Raw genomic sequence first — 17,899 nt, forward strand, 5'->3', positions numbered from 1 at the left:
CTCCATTACAAATTAATAGCAGAATGGGAAGAATTGTATGCATTTCATCTTGAAAATAAAATTTAGTTTCCAGGTTCGAACTAAGACGACATAGGTTATTTATAGAAATATTGTTAAACTTTAAGCGAACTAAATATAATTTTTTAACTATATAATGTAAATTGGAACCAAGATTGTATGCATTTCGTATGACTTTACTAAATCGATAAAAAACTCATGAAATATACATTTACCTGGCTTTTGATGATTTTTTATGTGTCTTCTTCTTTTGGACAAGGCCAAGTAGTAAACCTATATAACCAAGACTCCACCCTTATGGGTAATGGAGTCATGATTAACAGCAAGATGGATGGCCTATGGAAATTCATCAACCCCAAAACCAACCGTCTAATTCAACAAGGGAATTTTAAGAATGGCCTTAAAGATGGAATATGGACCATTTATTTTTCTAACCAGCAAAAACATATTGTAGCAGAATATAAGGACAATAAAAGAAATGGTTCATTTTTAGAGTATGATTTAGGAGGTGCATTGATCAAAAACGCAGTCTATCAGGATAGTGTTTTAGTAGGGCCTTACAAAGAATACTATGGAAACCAAAGTAGGTCAGGCTATGCCAATCCCAAACAAGTTAAAACTGAGGGCAATTACATCAATGGTAAAAAGACAGGTGAATGGTTTTTTACTATGACAATGGAAAAAAGGCGGTTGAAATTAATTACAAAGATGGATTAAAAGTTGGCGCCTATAAAGAATATGACCCCTTTGGGCAATTGATCGTTGAGACAAATTACACCAATAACCAACCGGATGGTGAATTCAAGAGATTCTCACCCAATGGTCGGATTCAGGAATCGGGAGCATACAAATCCGGTAGAAGGGTTGGGAAATGGACAAGTTATTTCCCAAATTCCAATATTGTGGAATCGGAAAAATTCTATGATAAATCGGGGCACAAAACCGGTACTTGGACCTATTTCTATGAGAACAAAAGAACTGCAAGGATAGAAAGATACGAAAATGATATCCCCGTTGGGAAATGGGAAGAATTCTTCACAGATAAATCATTATCCAAACAAGTTATTTATGACCTAGGGGTACCCACCGGTAAATACATTGAAAATCATAGTAACGGAAAACCCTCAGTACGAGGACAGTATGAAAATGGTTTTCGATCCGGAGTTTGGAAAAGTTACTATCCTGAAGGCAATCTATATTCAATAGGTGAATATAAAAATGACTTGAAATCAGGACTTTGGAAATACTTTAATAAAATAGGAATCCTTGTTGCCGAAGGTAAATACCAATTGGGCAATGAACATGGACAATGGTTCTATTATTACGATGGCGGACAATTGAAGTCTGTAGGAAGTTACTTACTTGGTCAGGAAGATGGCATTTGGGGTCTTTTTTATGACAACAAGCAGCTGACTCAGGAAGAAACTTGGGATTTTGGCAGATTGTTAAATGTTAGCCAATACAATAATTACAATGGCAGTAAAACTTTAAATCCGGGTACTTTAAAGGATGGAAATGGCACCCGAATAACTTATTATATCAATGGGGCCAAAGAATCAGAAGGTAACTATCAATCCGGTAAGCCTGAAGGGATTTGGAAATATTATCATGACAACGGAAGGTTAGCCTCTGAAGGCAAAATGGTGGAAGGTAAAAAGAAGGAGCGTGGAAATATTATACCCGCTCAGGAAATCTCGAAGACATTATTCAATTTGATGATGATGAAGTATTACCTGATGAAATCCCTGAAGAAAGTGACTTATTTCAAAATTTTGAGTAATCTTAAAACCAATTGATCATTTTTATATTATTTAAATAAAAGCGATGTTTGGTCTATTTAAAAAGAAATCACCCTTAGAAAAACTTCAGGAACAATATCAATCTTTTCTTGAAAAAGCGCACAAAGCTTCTCATCACGACCGGAAACTTTCAGATCAATTAATGGCTGAAGCAGAAGAAATTGCCAAAAAGATTGACAAAATAAAAATTCAGCAATCTTAGTTGTGCAATACAAAAGGTTGTTTTATTAATTGTAAATCTACAAGTTCAAAATTAACATAGCCTCATAAACACGAGAGGGATTCTGTTTTTTACCTGAAACAAAACTTGGAACATTTATTGTAATACAGATTACTGTCACCAATAATTATGTGCCATGAAGAATTCAAAAAGCAACTGGTCAAGGTATATAGCATCCCTTAAAATTATTAGTTTAGGTTTACTATTATTCCTTGTGGGTAGTAGGCAAAATGTCAATGCAACCCCAATTTCTATTTCATTTCAAGTATTTTATGATGAGTTAAGTCCATATGGAGACTGGATTGAAGATCCTAATTACGGATTCATATGGGTGCCTTATGTAGATCAATCATTTCAACCATACAGTACGAATGGCCACTGGGTAATGTCCACTTATGGCAATACATGGGTGTCTCAATACAATTGGGGATGGGCACCTTTTCATTACGGTAGATGGTTTTTTAGTGATTTCTATGGTTGGGCTTGGATCCCCGGATACGAATGGGGCCCTGCATGGGTTAGTTGGAGATCAGGTAGAGGTTATTACGGATGGGTTCCATTGGGTCCACAAAGGCATTTTTACCGCACAGCAAGACATTATGGATATTCACATTGGATTTTTGTCCCAAGACGTAGATTATTAAGTAGAAAAATCCATAGGTATTTTATGCATGGGCGAAATGTCAATGTAATTTATAATCAAACTACTATAATCAACAATACTTATGTTCACAATAATGTAAGATTCAATGCAGGCCCAAGCAGGGCTGAATTGCAAAGAGCTACCAATAGAAATGTACCTGTTTTTACTGTAAAACAAGGTAGAAGGCCCGGTAGAGCTTCGGTAGGAAATAATAGCATCAATCTATATAAACCTCAAGTTTCTCCAAGATCTTCATCTAGAAGTTCAAATAACGTTAGACCAAAAAAGTATGTGAGTGCAAGAGAATATAGTAATGCAAGATCAACTATGGCAAGTCCTTCAAATAGGAGATCTTCTTCTGTAACAAATTCAAGAAGCAATAATGTAAGGTCTGAAGCTTTAAAAAACAGCAACAGTCCGGCTTCGAGATCTGCGAGAAGTACTGTTAGTCCTAGTAGTGGCAACACCAATCAAAGGACAGTTTCTCCTAATAGAACGAACAGGTCAATTGGAACCCCCAATGCAAGTAGAAGTAGTGGTAATGCTGCTACCAATAGGAATAAGGTGATTCAAAATAGAACTTCACCATCATCTTCAAGTAGTAGATCTAGTGGTGTTATCAACCAACCAAGCATAAAAAAGCCAAGTGCTCCTACGCAGAGAAGGGAAATAAGAAACACACCTAGAAATAACTCAAATTCACGTACTGTTACTCCTTCTACAAGAAATAACAGCCGTGTTCAAAAAGCACCGCAGCGATCAACAAACTCAAGGGTAAGGTCCTCCAACAATAGTAGCCGATCCCAGACCAGAAGTACCGTAGGTAGTTCTTCCAGAAGTTCTAGAAGTTCTTCTTCAGCTACAAGGTCCAGTAGTAGGTCTACAAGAGGTAATTAAACCTTAAATACTTTAAAGAAGATAAAGTCACTTAAGGGATGAATTTGTCACGACAACTTATATTAAACAGAAAAAAGTGCAGCTTAAAATTCAAGCTGCACTTTTTTTTATTCCATAAATTACTTTTTAACCTGAACCCTGCAATAAGATTTGTAGTGATAGTGTAATCACATGAAATCTAGCTTTTTGAAGGATGGGTCATCGCATTATTGAGGTTAACAGCCGGAAAAAAACACTTGATTTAAAATGATTCCATCACCTAATTGTTGGTAAATACCTATTCTGAATTTAAGAAGCCTCTTTTACTATGGACTTCATTTTAGAAAGTCCCGTTTTAGCTACTAGTAAGGGATCTTGTTTCCAATATTCAGGGTTAAATAATTCAAGCGACAATACTTTATCTCCTCCCATATTTTGCAAATCTTTGACCACCTGGACCAAAGGACCTACACCATCTCCCGGGTAAACCCTATCTTTATCTGCTTGTTCTTCCCTAGGTATATTTGCTGTAAAATCATTCATGTGAAAAATCTCTATGGCATTTCCTGCAATCAATTTCAATCCTTCAAAGTCCGAACCACCTCTGAATAAATGATAAATATCCGGCAACAAACGAGCATCCGGATCATTCGCTATTGCCGCCACCATTAGGATTTGCCCTAAATGATGAAAAGGCTTGAAAGCACCCCAAAATTCCAATTGAGGCATGACACCAGTTTTTCTACCTAATTTAATTAATTCTTTAAATTTCTGGCCGGCAGAAAAAAGATCTACCGGAGCTTCTGCACCTATTCCAGGAGCAGCCACTCTATGACAGCCTATGGCTGCAAGTAAATTCATTTCCTCTTCCATTTGCTTAAATCCTTGCTTACTTTTTTCTTCATCAGTTGCCATCCAAGGAGCAAAACCAATTGCATTCTCTACTTTCAACCCACTTTCTTTAATCATCGAGGCCAAATCAGAAGTGCTGTTACCATCAGCGAGGTACTTTTGTAAATCCTGAATCCAGATTTCAATCCCGTCATATCCTGCCTCAGCTGCAATTTCAATGTACTTGGCTAATCCAGGGTTTTGCCCCTAATGGTGCTGGTATTTAAACAATAAGTGAATTTACCTTTCTTTTTGGGTGCAGCGAATGTAGTCATTGGCTGGATAGCAGCCAAAGTACCTAACCCCATTGTTTTGAGAACATTTCTTCTATTAACCTCCATTTATTCACTTCTTATTTATTGGTATCTAATATTACGGTCAAATAATCAGTACAATCCGAAATTTGCAATGTGTTTCGTAGTGATTTCTCCCAAGAAAATCTATTGCATATTTTGGTTTAAAAACCGTCTAACCCCATAAAACTACAAAAATTAATGGCAAATTTAAGGGAATAATAGGGGTCATTTTTTTTATTGACCTAATAAGAATACACCTAAAATATAAATATTTTCACTTCGATTAATGGAAGACAACCCAAGGTTAGGTAGCTTAGACCATGTTGACATAAACTTCTTTAATACATCTGCTCTTCAAATCGCTAAATAATATTTTTACCTTTAACCATTCTATGGAATTAGATTTTTACTTTACAAGTCAATCAAACCTGACACACTGCTCTCTCTTTTGAAGTTTCTGTATTCTTTCAAAATAAATGATGTTTATGTTTAATTCTTTTAGAAAGATATATGGTCAAAATTTATCCATCAGTAAATTCACTGTCATTACTGTTTTAACATTACTTTTTTTAGCTGTTCTGACGGGTACCATATTGGATTTTTGGAAATATGGCCCATATTTCACACCTGATACAGTTGGATATTTTAAAATGATTCACGGGAATTATGAGGATCTTGGTGTATTGTCACCCTTTTATTCTTTTGTCCTTTCCTTACCACCATTTAATTTTCTTTCCATTTTTGATCGAGCAACTGTTTCGTCAATAGCAGTATTTTTACTTGCAATGCTTTTCAATTTTAAGTTCTGCCAGCAATTAAAAAATCAAAACATAAGTTTATTTTATGCTTTGGGCTGCAGTTTACTTTCATGGTGGTCCTTCCGCATTTTAGGGAGGGCACATGCAGACAGTCATTTTTATGTCTTGTTACTGCTATGGTTATATCTATTTGTATGGAAAAAGGCAGATGAGAAATGGAATATTATTCTGATGAGTTTTCTTTCGGCTGTGATGATATGGTCTAAACTGAACACCTTATTTTTAGTGCCTCTTTTGGTTGTCTGGATATTGCTTAGTAAAGAAAAGCAATGGCTAATCGTGATAGGATCCATCCTTTGCTCATGGGCTGTGTACCAAGTCGTACTCCCGGAAAATATACTCGAAATTCACCTCTCCAATCAGGTGGTGTTAGAAATGACTCCAACAAATCCTTTTAAGCATTTTTACGAAAATTTAGCTACCTGGGCACAGGTAAGCTTAGGGTTAATATTTTCTGACTTCATCACTCAATATATCCCATTACCATTAGCCTTTGTCCTCGGCTGCTTAGGTTTTGTTCTGTTAAGTAAACATATTGTCAAATTCCGTCTAAAATACAATGATCCAATTTATAAACTAGTCTTAGTTAGCTTGGTATATAGCATTTTTTTCCTTGGCTTTCAACAGTGGATCGGATACAAAGAAATCAACTTCAGAACTTTATTCCCACACCTTCTGGTGTTGTCATTGGCACTTTGGCTAGTCCTCATTCAAAAAAGAAAAATAGTGGCTCTAGTAACACTTGTCTTTCTTATTACCGGTCATACTCTAATAGGCCATTACTTAACATGGCAGAGAAATGATGTTTATTCTTTATTTGCAGCAAAAAGCTTTCATAACAGTGACAAAAAGCAAACCATTGACAATTTACTAAATGGAAAACAACAGCAAATTTATACTGATGCTCCCGAAAAAATCATGCTTTCCTTTTTATACAATGAGGTCAACCAAATCGACCCAAGAACCCGATTTATTGAAGGAAAAAACTATCTGTTAAGTGAGGAGGAAAGCCTGTTAGCGCGTAAGAGAAGTATAGAAGCATTATTAAATGGTTCAGGAATTATTGTCCTTTTTCACTTAATGGAAATCGATGGTTTGGATAGCAGGCCTTATGTACGTGTGCACAAAGAAAATGGACTGGTAATATATTATTTGGATTCTTTATCGCAATAAATACATTTTACCATATCCTTTTTTAAAGGCTTTATCTCCGGCGGTGTTTCTATGCTCCATAAATTGTCCATTTTTCCTTACCAAAACCCTGTAAATATAGACGCCATTGGCCAGTTGGTCGCCAAATTCATCTTTACCATCCCAAGCATATTCTGTAATATTGTTCCCTATTGATATAGGTCCCAATTCATCCTGAAAAATTTCTTTAACCACTTTCCCTGTAATGGTCATGATCTGGATTTTAATTTCGTCAGGAATCTCTGCTCCTGTAACCGTAAACACAAACCTCACACTACTACTAAACGGGTTGGGATAGGGATAAAAATTAGTAATCTGACTTTCATTGACCACTTCAAAGCTAACTTCATAAGGAACGGTTCCTGCCATATTCCCTGCCGCATCACTTGCATTTATTTTCAAAGTATAGACCCCATCATCCAATGGTCCCGGCTGAAATTCTATGGTAAAATCTGCATTTTCGGTGGCAGGAAACCACTTTACCCTTTCATTGCTGAAACTGATTTTTTCAAAATCACAAGTTTCACATGGTGCTCTTAGCATCAATTCCATCCCCGTCGTATCTTGCTTGAGAGCAATCTTATTTTCATCCTTCACCTTTGCAGAAACAATCACTGTAGGAGAAACAATATCTCCATTCATAATGTATTTACCATCAAAATTAACATCTAAGACCGGGTTTAAATTATCACCATTTACTTTAAAGTATTCAGGCAAATCCATTACATTATTTCTATAAACTTGTTCCGTTAATATTCTTGGATTTACAAACACATTTAAGGAATTATCACCTCCATTACCTTTGGAATCAAAAGGAATGGTAAAAGTTGCTGATTCCCCACCTTTCACAGCCGGTATTTTAATCGTATGCTCTGTGACTTTCCTTTGGTCTACATTCAGAAATGAATAATCTACCTGAATGGAGTCGAGAAAATCATGTTTTGAAATATTTATAAATTCAAAAGTCAATTGATCCTCTTCCCCTTCATCTAAAATTACTTCGCTTCGTTGATCATTTAAGATCAACACTCCCTCAGGTACCCCGGTATAATCTACCTGCCATTTGGCCAATTGTGGCAATTCTTGATCAGGCAAATCTTCCAAAGAATAGCGCAATCTAAGGTAAGGATAGCTGCCGGCATCAAAACCGGTAAGATCCATTGTTTCCAATGTCACATCTTGTAACAAAGACACCTCCCCCATCAGGAGTCACCCCTATTACATCCATGGAACTATTTTCCGGCTGAAATAAATCTTTACCTCTCACTTCATTAAAAAAACTAATCCAATCTGATGCAGGTCCTACTTTTGGAGAGAGTATATTACCAGTTGGAAAATATCCCTGAATATCTGTTTCAAAAGAAATAACTTGGGAATCTCTTTCAATCTCATCATCTACTGAAGGTACCAACTCAATGGCTTCGCCCGGACGCATTCCTTTTTTACCAAAAAGTATATAAGGGTCTCCGGTCTCTAAGTTTCTTAATGTGGCCTCATTTGCTCCTAATTCTTTTAGTTTGATATAAGCTTCGTCCGGCCAATCAGAAAATGTCACCCGCCCGACCGAAAAAATAATTACATAATCATCTTCTTTCATGCCATCTACAAAGTCCAATAACATGGTATTTCCTTCTCCGGTTATGTTGGCATTAGATATACTCTGTATAACCTGAGGAACTCTGCCACATGACCTAGAGTCCAATACATCAATCGTAACCAAGGGGACCGGCAAGTATGGCTCCAGGGTTTGATGGTCAAATGCCATTAAACCAAGGGTTCCATTGCTGCAAAATCGATTGAAAGTATCTAAGATATATGCTACACCATTCAACATTATCTGTGTGTTTTCCACGCTATAATCTTCATTTTCTGAACCAAAAGTAAATACATCGATATTTAAGGCAGTCTCCTGAAATTGCCAATGTTGATCAGAAGCTGAAATACTGATATTGGAAAGCTGATTCTCTAAAAATTGAGGCATTTTCCTTTGGGTCCAGCCCTCCGGTCCATTTTCTATATAGGAAAAGCTGCTCCCTTTCCAACTTACATCTTCCCCTTCCCTTGGGGAAGAAAATTTAGTCCTCCAATAAAAGGTCAAGGAATCTACTTGAGGAATATCTTCAAATAAATCCACTTTCCACCTAGCCAAATTACTCGTTGTTATTCTTACTTCTTTCCTTCTGGGACTTGAAAAATCTGAAGCAGTATCAAGTTGGATGGTTAGGTTTCTTTGCTCTGTGGCCAATCCTGGAATCTGTGCAATTAACTCCACTTCTCTTTCATTAACAATCCCAAAATCTAGAGGAAATAAATTTAGGGTCCCGCTTAAAGGCACAAAGAATGAAACCGATACTGTATTGTTAGCATAGGTCATTTCTTCTATCTCTTTGCCTTTATTTACAGTAATGGTAAACAAGTTGTCTCCAAAAGAATTTATACCCGAGTTAGGTATAGAAAGTATCAAAGTATCTAACCTGAATACAGGAGGTATTGTGCTTGTAGGTAATGAAATTACAGTCCCATCCGGTAGTTGTCGGCTGACATCCACGTCAACTTCATCAAGGTCTACAATCCCTAAATTCCTAATAGGTATGGTTAACTCCAACGTGTCGGAAAGCGAATTTAAAACTTGGCCATTAATCCCTCCCAACTCAATATTATCTGCATATAGCGCATAATCTGCTTTATTGGCCGGGAAAATTCTAACTGCCGGATCCCCTAGCATAATGATTTGATTGGCATGAGATTGATTTACTTCAGAATCTCCATACCTGGAAAAAAACAACTTTTCCGCTTGAAGTTTAACTCTTCCTAGATTTTGGTAAATCATACTGGAATCTGAAAAGGCTGTGGCATAAAAGGATTCGCTAAATCTCCTTAAATACACATCTATACCCACATCTGCATGGGCCAAAAAATTTGAAGCTCCTCGATCAGGTGTTATGATCCAATCCTCACCAAAAGTATAAGCATCACCAAAAGCATTTCCTGCGTCGCAGCCATTTAAAAGTAAAACGGGATATTTGCCCTTATTTCTATATCCCATCTCATTGACACTGGCAAAACCAATATCTATGTCAGTAGTGGAAGGCGCTGCATGACCAAAAAAGGTTACCAAACTCAAGCCTTCATTCACTTGATCTGAAATATTTATTAATTCAGTCGTTTCATTTGATCTTTTTCTTACTGTCTCCACATTCCCTCCAAGATATACGTCCTCAGCGATCACCTTAAACCCATTTAGAAAATTATAAAACCTCTCTAACTCAAAAGCCGATCTCCCTCCACTCAGGTGTATCAAATTTTTCTGCCAGGTTTCTGACACTCCCAAGGCATCTTTTTCCTTAATTTTATCTAAATAAGCTGCAACATCATTAGGTGTTCTGGCAGGAATTCGGCCAACGCTTATATTTCTTTCTAAGGGCTTTGATGGATCTAACCCAATTACAAATCGGTTGTCTGAATATGGATACCCAAAAGTGGGAACCAACTCTTGAAAACTAAAAACCGCTGGGTTATTTCTATAAAAATAGGTTACCCCTGAAGATCTTTTTGTATTGAAAATACCGTAAGCCCTACCTACCAAAAGGACATTTTCAGGAACATAATGCTCTTGATAAAGGGATAGAAACCTTCTGATACTCAAAGGGGATTTTTCCCCGAAAGAGAATTGATTGTATAAATCCTGAACATTTACTGTTAAGGTATCATATCCTCCTCCTAGTGGTGTGGCTCTATAAGCAGCATATGCTCCTACGGGGTCGCCGTAGTTGTCAGCAGGCTCCCTCAATAATTCGTGGGATATAATGATAAAATTTGCCGGTTGATTGAGTAAATCCCTAAACCTAACCTTCTCTAAAACATTTAATTCAACAATATTTGTTTGATTTTGAATCATTACACGACCTGCTGTCCCGGTGGGAAGGTAAAGATCAGTACCGGATTTTTTTACATCCAGTCTTACCGGGTTAGTAATATCTGTTATATTATAAGCTATGTAATCCTCATTGACATCATTTATAACTAAAGTTTTATCCTCATCATTAAAAGTAAAAGTTTGCGCCTCAAAATCACCTGAAACACCTTTGCTACTATAATTTAACTGTGCATAATTTATAGATATATTGTCAAGGTTGTTGTCAACCCCCATGGAAGTTACTCGGATATAACATTCTCCTCCGGCTGAAAAGTCAGACAGTTCAATTTGTTCTGATAGTATAAAGATCTCAAATTCTTCAAAAGTATATTGCCCCAGTTCTCTTAAGTTATTGACGGTAGGTCCTATCTCGACCGACATTTTATGTGAAGTTTCTGACCTCCCGGCTATGCTAAGCTCCAGTCCGGGGCTACCATTTCCCTCCACTACCTCTCCTAAACCTTCAAAGGTTAATGTCCTACTTCTTCCCCTAGAAATAGTGGCAGAAGTCCAGCCTTGACCTTGGTCATATAAGGATAAATGCACCGCTGGGAAATATTCCCTTCCTAAGGCATATTGTTCAGCAAAATGCTGAAGGGATTCTAACGTATAAGTCTCAATCTCTTCCTGACCTTCTCCTGCAGTGGGGGCTGAAATTCTTTTACCAAAACTACCGCTATCCACTGTAAAAAAGAAAGCTGTGGTATCATTGTGCGTATTGTAATGAGGATTGGTCATCCAAGATTCATCTTCATACAATAATTTGTCCAATGTTCCATCATTCCTTTTCCCAATAAATTCCAGGTAATCATTTTGATCAAATGAGCCATCTTCTTGCCCACTAATGTACACAGACACCTCTTCTCCCCGGTGGTAAACTTTGATTTCACGTGGATCCAAATCATCAACCGCCAAGCCTGAAGCAGAGAGTGTGGTATAGCTTATCCGATAAACGCCATCGGAATTTGTTGGTATTTTATAATAATCTCTGTCATAATTTATCCAATCATTTGACTGCCCACAAACAAAAAAGTGCAGCAGTATGCCCCAAAAAGGAAGGCTAAACGCAAGGCTTTAAAATAATATATTTTATAATCCATCATATAATCTAAAACCAGACTTTAATGGGTTAAGAGAAACTTTAACACTGAACACATGTGAATAAGGTGTTTCAGAAATACTACCGATATCAGTAAGTGCATAATCCACTAAGACGGCCTCACTGACTTTAAATCCCAAGCCAAATCCGGGCTGAAAAGAGGTGTACTTTGAACCATCAAAATCTTTCAATGTTTGCATATTTCCCGCCCCAATCCTAAAAATGCACTCTGTCGATATCCCAACTCCATACCAATTTTGGGGGAAACATTAAACAGATCACTTCCATACAATGCGTTTCTTTCTCCGTCAAAGGTTAGGTCTAAATCCAAAACCGTCAAAAAATCAATCTCTTCTGTAAGCTCGAAATTTCTAGAAAAACTCAGGGTAGCCCTTGGGAGGGTTAGCTCGATACTATTAATTGGAATTTGATTTTGGGTTTGGGCATAAATGTCCCTAACCAAATCAGCATTGTGAGACCAAGCATTGAAAGTGGTGGTAATATCCCTTGCCATTAAGCCTATTCGCCAACCATTTTCCATATAGATAGCGCCAAAATCCAATCCAAAACCCCATGCTTTAGCAAACTTACCTACATTTCTGTGAATAACCTTTGCATTTACTCCTATTTTTAAATAATCACTTACATCTCGGGCAAAAGACAATAGCAATGCATAATCCGCTGCATTAAAAAACTGAATATTGTCATAATTCAAAGCCCCATTGGCATCGTATAAGAATCGGGTATCAGGGATATCATCTACTCCAAATCGAATAAGAGAAACGGCTATTTGATTGTCTTCCTGTATGTTGGTAGAATAACCTGCATAATCAAATTTTGCAATTCCTGCAAAATACTCGGCATGCATTAGAGAGAATTCATGCTCATGCTTAATTCCTAACAAACCTGCAGGGTTCCAATACGCGGCGGTAACATCATTGACTGCTGACACTTGAGCACCTGCCATTCCTAATGCTCTAGCTCCAATACCAATGTTCATAAACTCGTTGGAATATTTAGGGGCTATCCCTTGAGCTCTGACGGCTCCCGATAGCAAAATCCCCACCAACACATAAAAATTTACCCTACTAAACATGAGTTTAAATAATAATTCTAACGCAAAGTAAAAAGAAAATACCATTGTAAATATTCTGAAATTAAAAAAATATTGAATGCTTTGTTCGGAATTGTTCACATGTGAACAATAAACTGTACGGTGACATCAAAAAAAGTAGCTTGATGATGGTTCTTTCCGGAATAAAAAAACGCAAAAATTTAATATTTTATTAGCCCCACCATAATCTGCTTTTAAAACAAAAAATAACGCATTTTAGAACAAAATTAGGCATTACTTCGATCTTTGCATACCATGGAATTAGGTAATACCTACTAGTAGGCAAAAAGTTGGTATTGTTTTTCCAATAGGTATTTTCAATCGTAAAAAATATTTGTGAATTAGTATATTTCTTTGAACAACAAAACATGAAAGCTTCAAACACCCAAACCCAAATGCGGAAAGGGATTTTGGAATTCTGCATATTACATATCATCTCCAGAGGAGAAGTCTATGCAACCGACCTGATAGAAGAGTTGCAAAGTGCGGAGATGATCATTGTAGAAGGCACCTTATATCCACTTTTGAACAGGCTGAAAAATGCCAAACTGGCTTCTTACAAATGGGTGGAATCGGAAGCAGGTCCACCAAGAAAATATTATTCTATAACTCCTCAAGGGCTGGATTTCTTAAACGACCTACAGCAAACATGGGAGAACCTGGATACATCCGTCAATCAAATAATAGCGAAAGCAAAAACGAATAGGAACGATCAAGTTATTAATATATATTTTCTTGACCTTAGTCATTTAAATCATGAAAAAGACAATTAGCATAAATATCAGTGGCATTCTCTTCCATATTGAGGAGGATGGATATACCGCATTAAAAAATTATCTGGATGCCATCAATCAGCATTTCTCTCATTACGAAGATAATCAAGAAATTATTACCGACATTGAGAATAGGATCGCTGAAATTTTTCTTAGTAACTTGAAAAACAACAAACAGGTTATTACGGCGGACAATGTTTCTAACCTAATCCAAAAATGGGTACCATAGCAGATTTTAAAGCTGTGGAACAAGACTTGGATGAAGAAAAACCTGCAGAGGATGCAAACAATGATTTTTATAAATATGTAACTCCTCCAAATCAAAACTCAGGTAAAGGATACAAAAAACTAACCCGCCTTGTTCACGGAAAAATACTCGGAGGGGTGTGTGCCGGATTTGCAAACTATTTCTCCATTGACCCGCTTTGGACCAGGCTTATTACCATTTTAATGCTGTTTAGCGGTGGCTTAAATTTAAATGCGCTGAGCTTACCTTTCCTTTCTGAAGGCTTTCATTTAAATACTGCCATCGGCTGGTGGACGGTAATTGCCTATGCCTTACTATGGATTATTTTACCGGTCTCCTATGACAAACCGGAAGATAAAAATATCAAGAAACTTTACAGAAATCCTGATGACCGGGTATTGGGTGGTGTAGGCAGTGGCTTGTCGGCTTATTTTGACATAGATGTCATTTGGGTACGCTTGGCTTTTTCGGCCTTACTTTTGCCGGAGGTTCAGGGTTTGTATTGTACTTTATCTTATGGATCATAACCCCTATGGCCAAATCCATTACGGAAAGGATTGAGATGAAAGGGGGAGCAATTACTTTAAGCAATATTGAGACCACTATTCAACAAAATCTAACTACAGAGAGCTCCAAGGTAGAATCTACTTCAAAAAGAATAGTGCTCGCTCCTTTTAGGTTCTTGGGAAAAGCAATTAATGCTATAGGGAAAGCACTTGGCCCATTCGGTGCATTTTTATTGGCAGTAATCAGGGTGTTTTTCGGACTCCTTATTTTCACTTTAGGACTGGTAATCCTTATTATCCCTCTCGCATTCTTAGGGCTTTACAGTGAATTGATCATTAACAATGATTGGGCATATATGTGGGATGGTTTTCCTATCAATACCATTGCTGAGCTGTTACCCGTGTGGTTGGCAATTGCTCTATCTGTGATCGTTTTTATACCAAGTATAGTATTGGTTCTCTTGGGTATCAGTGTATTGATCAAAAGGAACCTGATAGATGGAAGGTTTGGCCTTGTTATCTTCGGCATCTGGATCATGTGCATTCTTTTAGGCGCCTTCCAGGCACCCAAAAATTGGTCAATTTAAAAGTGAAGGAAGTTTCACGGTTGACCAAAAACTTGAGGTTCCTGAAAGCACACTTATAATAAGCGCTGATAATAATGGCATAGATGAAGGTGAACTAGGGTTTGTAAAGCTACAACTGAAAGGGCATGAAAAAGATGACTTGATTGTGAAGCAAAATTTTATTTCCAAAGGATCAAATAGAAGTGATGCCATAGAAAATGCTTCGGAGGTAGCTTATGAATTACAACTTACTGACAGCCTCTTGATTTTTGACAAATCCTTGACCTTTCCCGACACTGCAAAGTTTAGGATGCAACACTTAGAGCAGACTTTATTTATCCCCTATAATAAAGCTTTTGTAATGGACCGGAAATTACTTTCCATCTTAAGAAACACTTTGGGAAAAGACGGCTATAAAAACAGGGATATCAACAGTCAAAACTATTGGGTGTACAATGAAAATGGTTTGCTTTGCTTGAATTGCATCGATGACCATAAACAATCTTCGACCGACAGCCTTTCCAGATCATTGTTCAGTGAAAGTTATATCATGAAATAATAAAAGGATAAGCTAGTAATTACTTATTCAACTGTTTATGGAAATACCTCTGCTTATTCAATAATTAAAATAGGCGGGGGTATTTTTTTTACCACCTCAATACTTCCTAATAGAAATAAATGACACCTTCCATCAGATTCATCCCAATCAGCTTTCTAGGGAAGGATCGGGTATACATAACCTATCCTCAAGCTCTCCCCTATTAGATGCTCCAAACAATGGCATCCAATCTGCGAAAACGGTCATTCCATGGCTAAAATTGAAAAAAAATCCCATATAAATTTTAGGTTTATAGTATGTAAAGCAATACTTTAACTGAATATAAGTTCAACTGAATTTTACAAGGTTAAACAATTTCAATTACTCCCAAATATTACCACTATGGATGTAAAAGTTAAATTTTTAGGTGCTGCAGGAACAGTTACCGGTTCTCGGTTTTTTAGAAATCGGATCCCTCAGGGTTCTTGTTGATTGTGGCCTATTTCAAGGCCTTAAAGAAAACCGACTAAGAAACTGGGATCCATTTCCTATTGAACCTGAATCAATTGACATTGTTTTACTGACTCATGCCCATATAGACCATTCAGGATATTTGCCTAAGTTAGTAAAAGAAGGATTTCAAGGCCCCATCTATTTGACTGAAGCTTCTTTAGAATTAGTGAAAATTTTATTATTGGATGCTGGAAAACTGCAAGAAGAGGAGGCAAAGTTTGCCAGAAAGAAAGGTTATTCGAAACATTCTAACCCACAACCTTTGTTTTCACGGGAGGATGCAGAAAACGTATTCCCTCAACTCAAACCCATATCCTTTGACCAAGCATTTAAAATTAATGATCAGCTAAGTATCACAGCATACAACGCTGGGCACATTCTCGGTGCTGCGATATTAAAATTACAGATCAAAGGGGACAATCAAGAAAAAGCATTGTATTTTCCGGAGATCTAGGTAGGACTAAAGACCCCATTTTAAACCCGCCGGCAGAAATTCCTTTTGCAGATGTTTTGTTTTTAGAGACCACTTATGGAGACAGGGTCAATGAGGCTACCGGAATTGACAGAAAGTTAGGAAAGGTAATTCGGGACACCTATTACAATGGAGGTGTTTCCTTAATTCCTTCTTTTGCTGTTGGCAGGACTCAAATGATATTGTTTTATTTGCACCGACTTCAACAGAAGGGATTTATCCCTCAAATCCCTATTTATGTAGACAGCCCCATGGCAATTGATGTGACTGGTCTATACAAAGACTTCCCCGAATGCCATCATTTAGGCCCTTCATTAGAAAACACAAATGCCAACCCGTTTTTTCATAAAAACCTACATTATTATAGAGATCAGGAATCATCAATCAGCCTAAATACTATAAAAAACAATGCCATTATTATTTCGGCAAGTGGAATGGCTACAGGAGGACGAATATTACACCACCTTTACAACAGGCTGCCGAATAAAGAGGACAGCATCCTCTTTGTGGGGTATCAAGCTGAAGGAACAAGGGGACGAAGGATCCTCGAAGGCGAAGAGACTTGTAGAATTTACGGGATAGATGTTCCGGTAAAAGCTAAGCCTTACTATATAGATGGCTTGTCTGCCCATGCCGACCAGACTGAGCTTGTGGATTGGTGTGACAATTTTATTTCAAAACCAAAATTCACCTTTCTAATACATGGAGAACCTGAGGCCAGAGAGGAATTGGCCGGAATTTTGAAAGACAAACTAAAATGGAATACAATCAGCCCACATTATATGGAATCTTTCTTATTATTTTCAGGCATATAGAGGGCGTATTTCATTGGATCAAATGCAAAACTAAACCAAATCAAATATCAATGAATACCTTGCTTAAATTGACCTATGTATTTTTACTCGGATTGATACTTTTTGCCTCTTGCAAACCTCAAAAAATGAATAATCAAGGAATTCAAGGGAATGTATATTGGATTGAAGGAAATCAAATGCCCCAAGCATCGGAAAAAGAAGCTTCAAGCCTTTTTCCCAAAGCTGAAAAGGCCGTTAAACGAACCATACATATCCATCAATTGACCCATATTAACCAGGCAAGCCTAGGGGATTACCTTTTCGGAAGCATAGAGACTCCCCTCGTTGCATCCATAGAAACCAATGAAGAGGGAGAATTTTCTATTGAACTTCCTCCGGGAAAATATTCCATTTTCACAGTTGAAGAAAATGGTTATTTCGCAAGCGTCTTTGATCTTGACAGCTATATTCACCCTGTAGAGGTGAAAAAAGGTGAATGGAATAAGGTAACAATAACCATCAATTACGAAGCTACATTTTAATCACAATCCTCTGAATTACAATAAATTAAAAACACATATTAATATTTGTTAATTTTTTTAACTTTGG

The 17,899-nt window shown here is 37.1% G+C and carries 16 protein-coding genes and 1 pseudogene; 13 read left to right on the forward strand and 4 right to left on the reverse strand.

Going from position 1 to position 17,899, the window contains the following annotated elements:
- The first annotated feature begins 216 nt into the window (after positions 1 to 216).
- The 4 genes from WG932_RS14515 (at position 217) to WG932_RS14530 (ending at position 3,577) form a co-directional block, all read left to right on the forward strand.
- Positions 217 to 735 (forward strand): toxin-antitoxin system YwqK family antitoxin, encoded by a 519-nt coding sequence (locus WG932_RS14515; protein ID WP_483088436.1) that lies wholly within the window; start codon positions 217 to 219, stop codon positions 733 to 735.
- Positions 675 to 1,814 (forward strand): toxin-antitoxin system YwqK family antitoxin, encoded by a 1,140-nt coding sequence (locus WG932_RS14520; protein ID WP_483088437.1) that lies wholly within the window; start codon positions 675 to 677, stop codon positions 1,812 to 1,814. The genes WG932_RS14515 and WG932_RS14520 overlap by 61 nt, the downstream gene beginning before the upstream one ends.
- Before the next feature lie 28 nt (positions 1,815 to 1,842).
- Entirely contained in the window at positions 1,843 to 2,019 is a 177-nt protein-coding gene (locus WG932_RS14525) for a Lacal_2735 family protein (RefSeq protein ID WP_014018811.1), read from the forward strand.
- Positions 2,020 to 2,173: 154 nt separating this feature from the next.
- A complete protein-coding gene (locus WG932_RS14530; protein ID WP_149393913.1) occupies positions 2,174 to 3,577 on the forward strand; it encodes a DUF6600 domain-containing protein in 1,404 nt (467 codons plus the stop codon).
- A gap of 288 nt (positions 3,578 to 3,865) precedes the next feature.
- Here WG932_RS14530 and WG932_RS14535 read toward each other — a convergent pair whose 3' ends face one another.
- Entirely contained in the window at positions 3,866 to 4,627 is a 762-nt protein-coding gene (locus WG932_RS14535; protein WP_483088650.1) for a sugar phosphate isomerase/epimerase family protein, read from the reverse strand.
- Positions 4,628 to 5,228: 601 nt separating this feature from the next.
- On the opposite strand from WG932_RS14535, the gene WG932_RS14540 reads away from it, so the two are divergent.
- On the forward strand, positions 5,229 to 6,734 hold the full coding sequence (locus tag WG932_RS14540) for a hypothetical protein (protein WP_041934550.1): 1,506 nt from the start codon (positions 5,229 to 5,231) through the stop codon (positions 6,732 to 6,734).
- Here the strand turns inward: WG932_RS14540 and WG932_RS14545 are convergent.
- From WG932_RS14545 to WG932_RS14555, 3 genes and pseudogenes are all read right to left on the reverse strand, one after another.
- A complete protein-coding gene (locus tag WG932_RS14545; protein WP_483088438.1) occupies positions 6,723 to 7,928 on the reverse strand; it encodes a hypothetical protein in 1,206 nt (401 codons plus the stop codon). The genes WG932_RS14540 and WG932_RS14545 overlap by 12 nt on opposite strands.
- Positions 7,894 to 11,712 (reverse strand): putative type IX secretion system sortase PorU2, encoded by a 3,819-nt coding sequence (gene porU2 / locus WG932_RS14550; RefSeq protein ID WP_483088651.1) that lies wholly within the window; start codon positions 11,710 to 11,712, stop codon positions 7,894 to 7,896. Before porU2 ends, WG932_RS14545 begins: the two co-directional genes overlap by 35 nt.
- A gap of 45 nt (positions 11,713 to 11,757) precedes the next feature.
- Positions 11,758 to 12,863: pseudogene (locus WG932_RS14555) on the reverse strand (putative type IX sorting system protein PorV2).
- A gap of 386 nt (positions 12,864 to 13,249) precedes the next feature.
- Here WG932_RS14555 and WG932_RS14560 point away from each other — a divergent pair.
- The 8 genes from WG932_RS14560 (at position 13,250) to WG932_RS14595 (ending at position 17,832) form a co-directional block, all read left to right on the forward strand.
- Positions 13,250 to 13,654, forward strand: a complete 405-nt coding sequence (locus tag WG932_RS14560) for a PadR family transcriptional regulator (protein ID WP_483088439.1) — start codon at positions 13,250 to 13,252, stop codon at positions 13,652 to 13,654.
- Positions 13,638 to 13,883, forward strand: coding sequence for a hypothetical protein (locus WG932_RS14565; RefSeq protein WP_483088440.1), 246 nt, complete (start codon positions 13,638 to 13,640; stop codon positions 13,881 to 13,883). The genes WG932_RS14560 and WG932_RS14565 overlap by 17 nt, the downstream gene beginning before the upstream one ends.
- Positions 13,871 to 14,428: a PspC domain-containing protein gene (locus WG932_RS14570; protein WP_483088441.1), complete on the forward strand. Its 558-nt coding sequence runs from the start codon at positions 13,871 to 13,873 to the stop codon at positions 14,426 to 14,428. Before WG932_RS14565 ends, WG932_RS14570 begins: the two co-directional genes overlap by 13 nt.
- 5 nt (positions 14,429 to 14,433) lie before the next feature.
- Positions 14,434 to 14,994 carry a hypothetical protein gene (locus tag WG932_RS14575; protein WP_483088442.1) on the forward strand — a complete coding sequence of 187 codons (561 nt, stop codon included), beginning with the start codon at positions 14,434 to 14,436 and terminating at the stop codon, positions 14,992 to 14,994.
- A gap of 145 nt (positions 14,995 to 15,139) precedes the next feature.
- Positions 15,140 to 15,532, forward strand: coding sequence for a hypothetical protein (locus WG932_RS14580; protein WP_483088443.1), 393 nt, complete (start codon positions 15,140 to 15,142; stop codon positions 15,530 to 15,532).
- A gap of 406 nt (positions 15,533 to 15,938) precedes the next feature.
- Positions 15,939 to 16,478, forward strand: coding sequence for an MBL fold metallo-hydrolase (locus tag WG932_RS14585; RefSeq protein WP_483088444.1), 540 nt, complete (start codon positions 15,939 to 15,941; stop codon positions 16,476 to 16,478).
- Between the two features lie 56 nt (positions 16,479 to 16,534).
- Positions 16,535 to 17,311: an MBL fold metallo-hydrolase RNA specificity domain-containing protein gene (locus WG932_RS14590; protein ID WP_483088445.1), complete on the forward strand. Its 777-nt coding sequence runs from the start codon at positions 16,535 to 16,537 to the stop codon at positions 17,309 to 17,311.
- A 125-nt stretch (positions 17,312 to 17,436) separates the two neighbouring features.
- Entirely contained in the window at positions 17,437 to 17,832 is a 396-nt protein-coding gene (locus WG932_RS14595) for a carboxypeptidase-like regulatory domain-containing protein (RefSeq protein ID WP_242067778.1), read from the forward strand.
- Positions 17,833 to 17,899 lie beyond the last annotated feature (67 nt).

It is taken from the genome of Cyclobacterium sp. SOCE241, assembly GCF_056867545.1.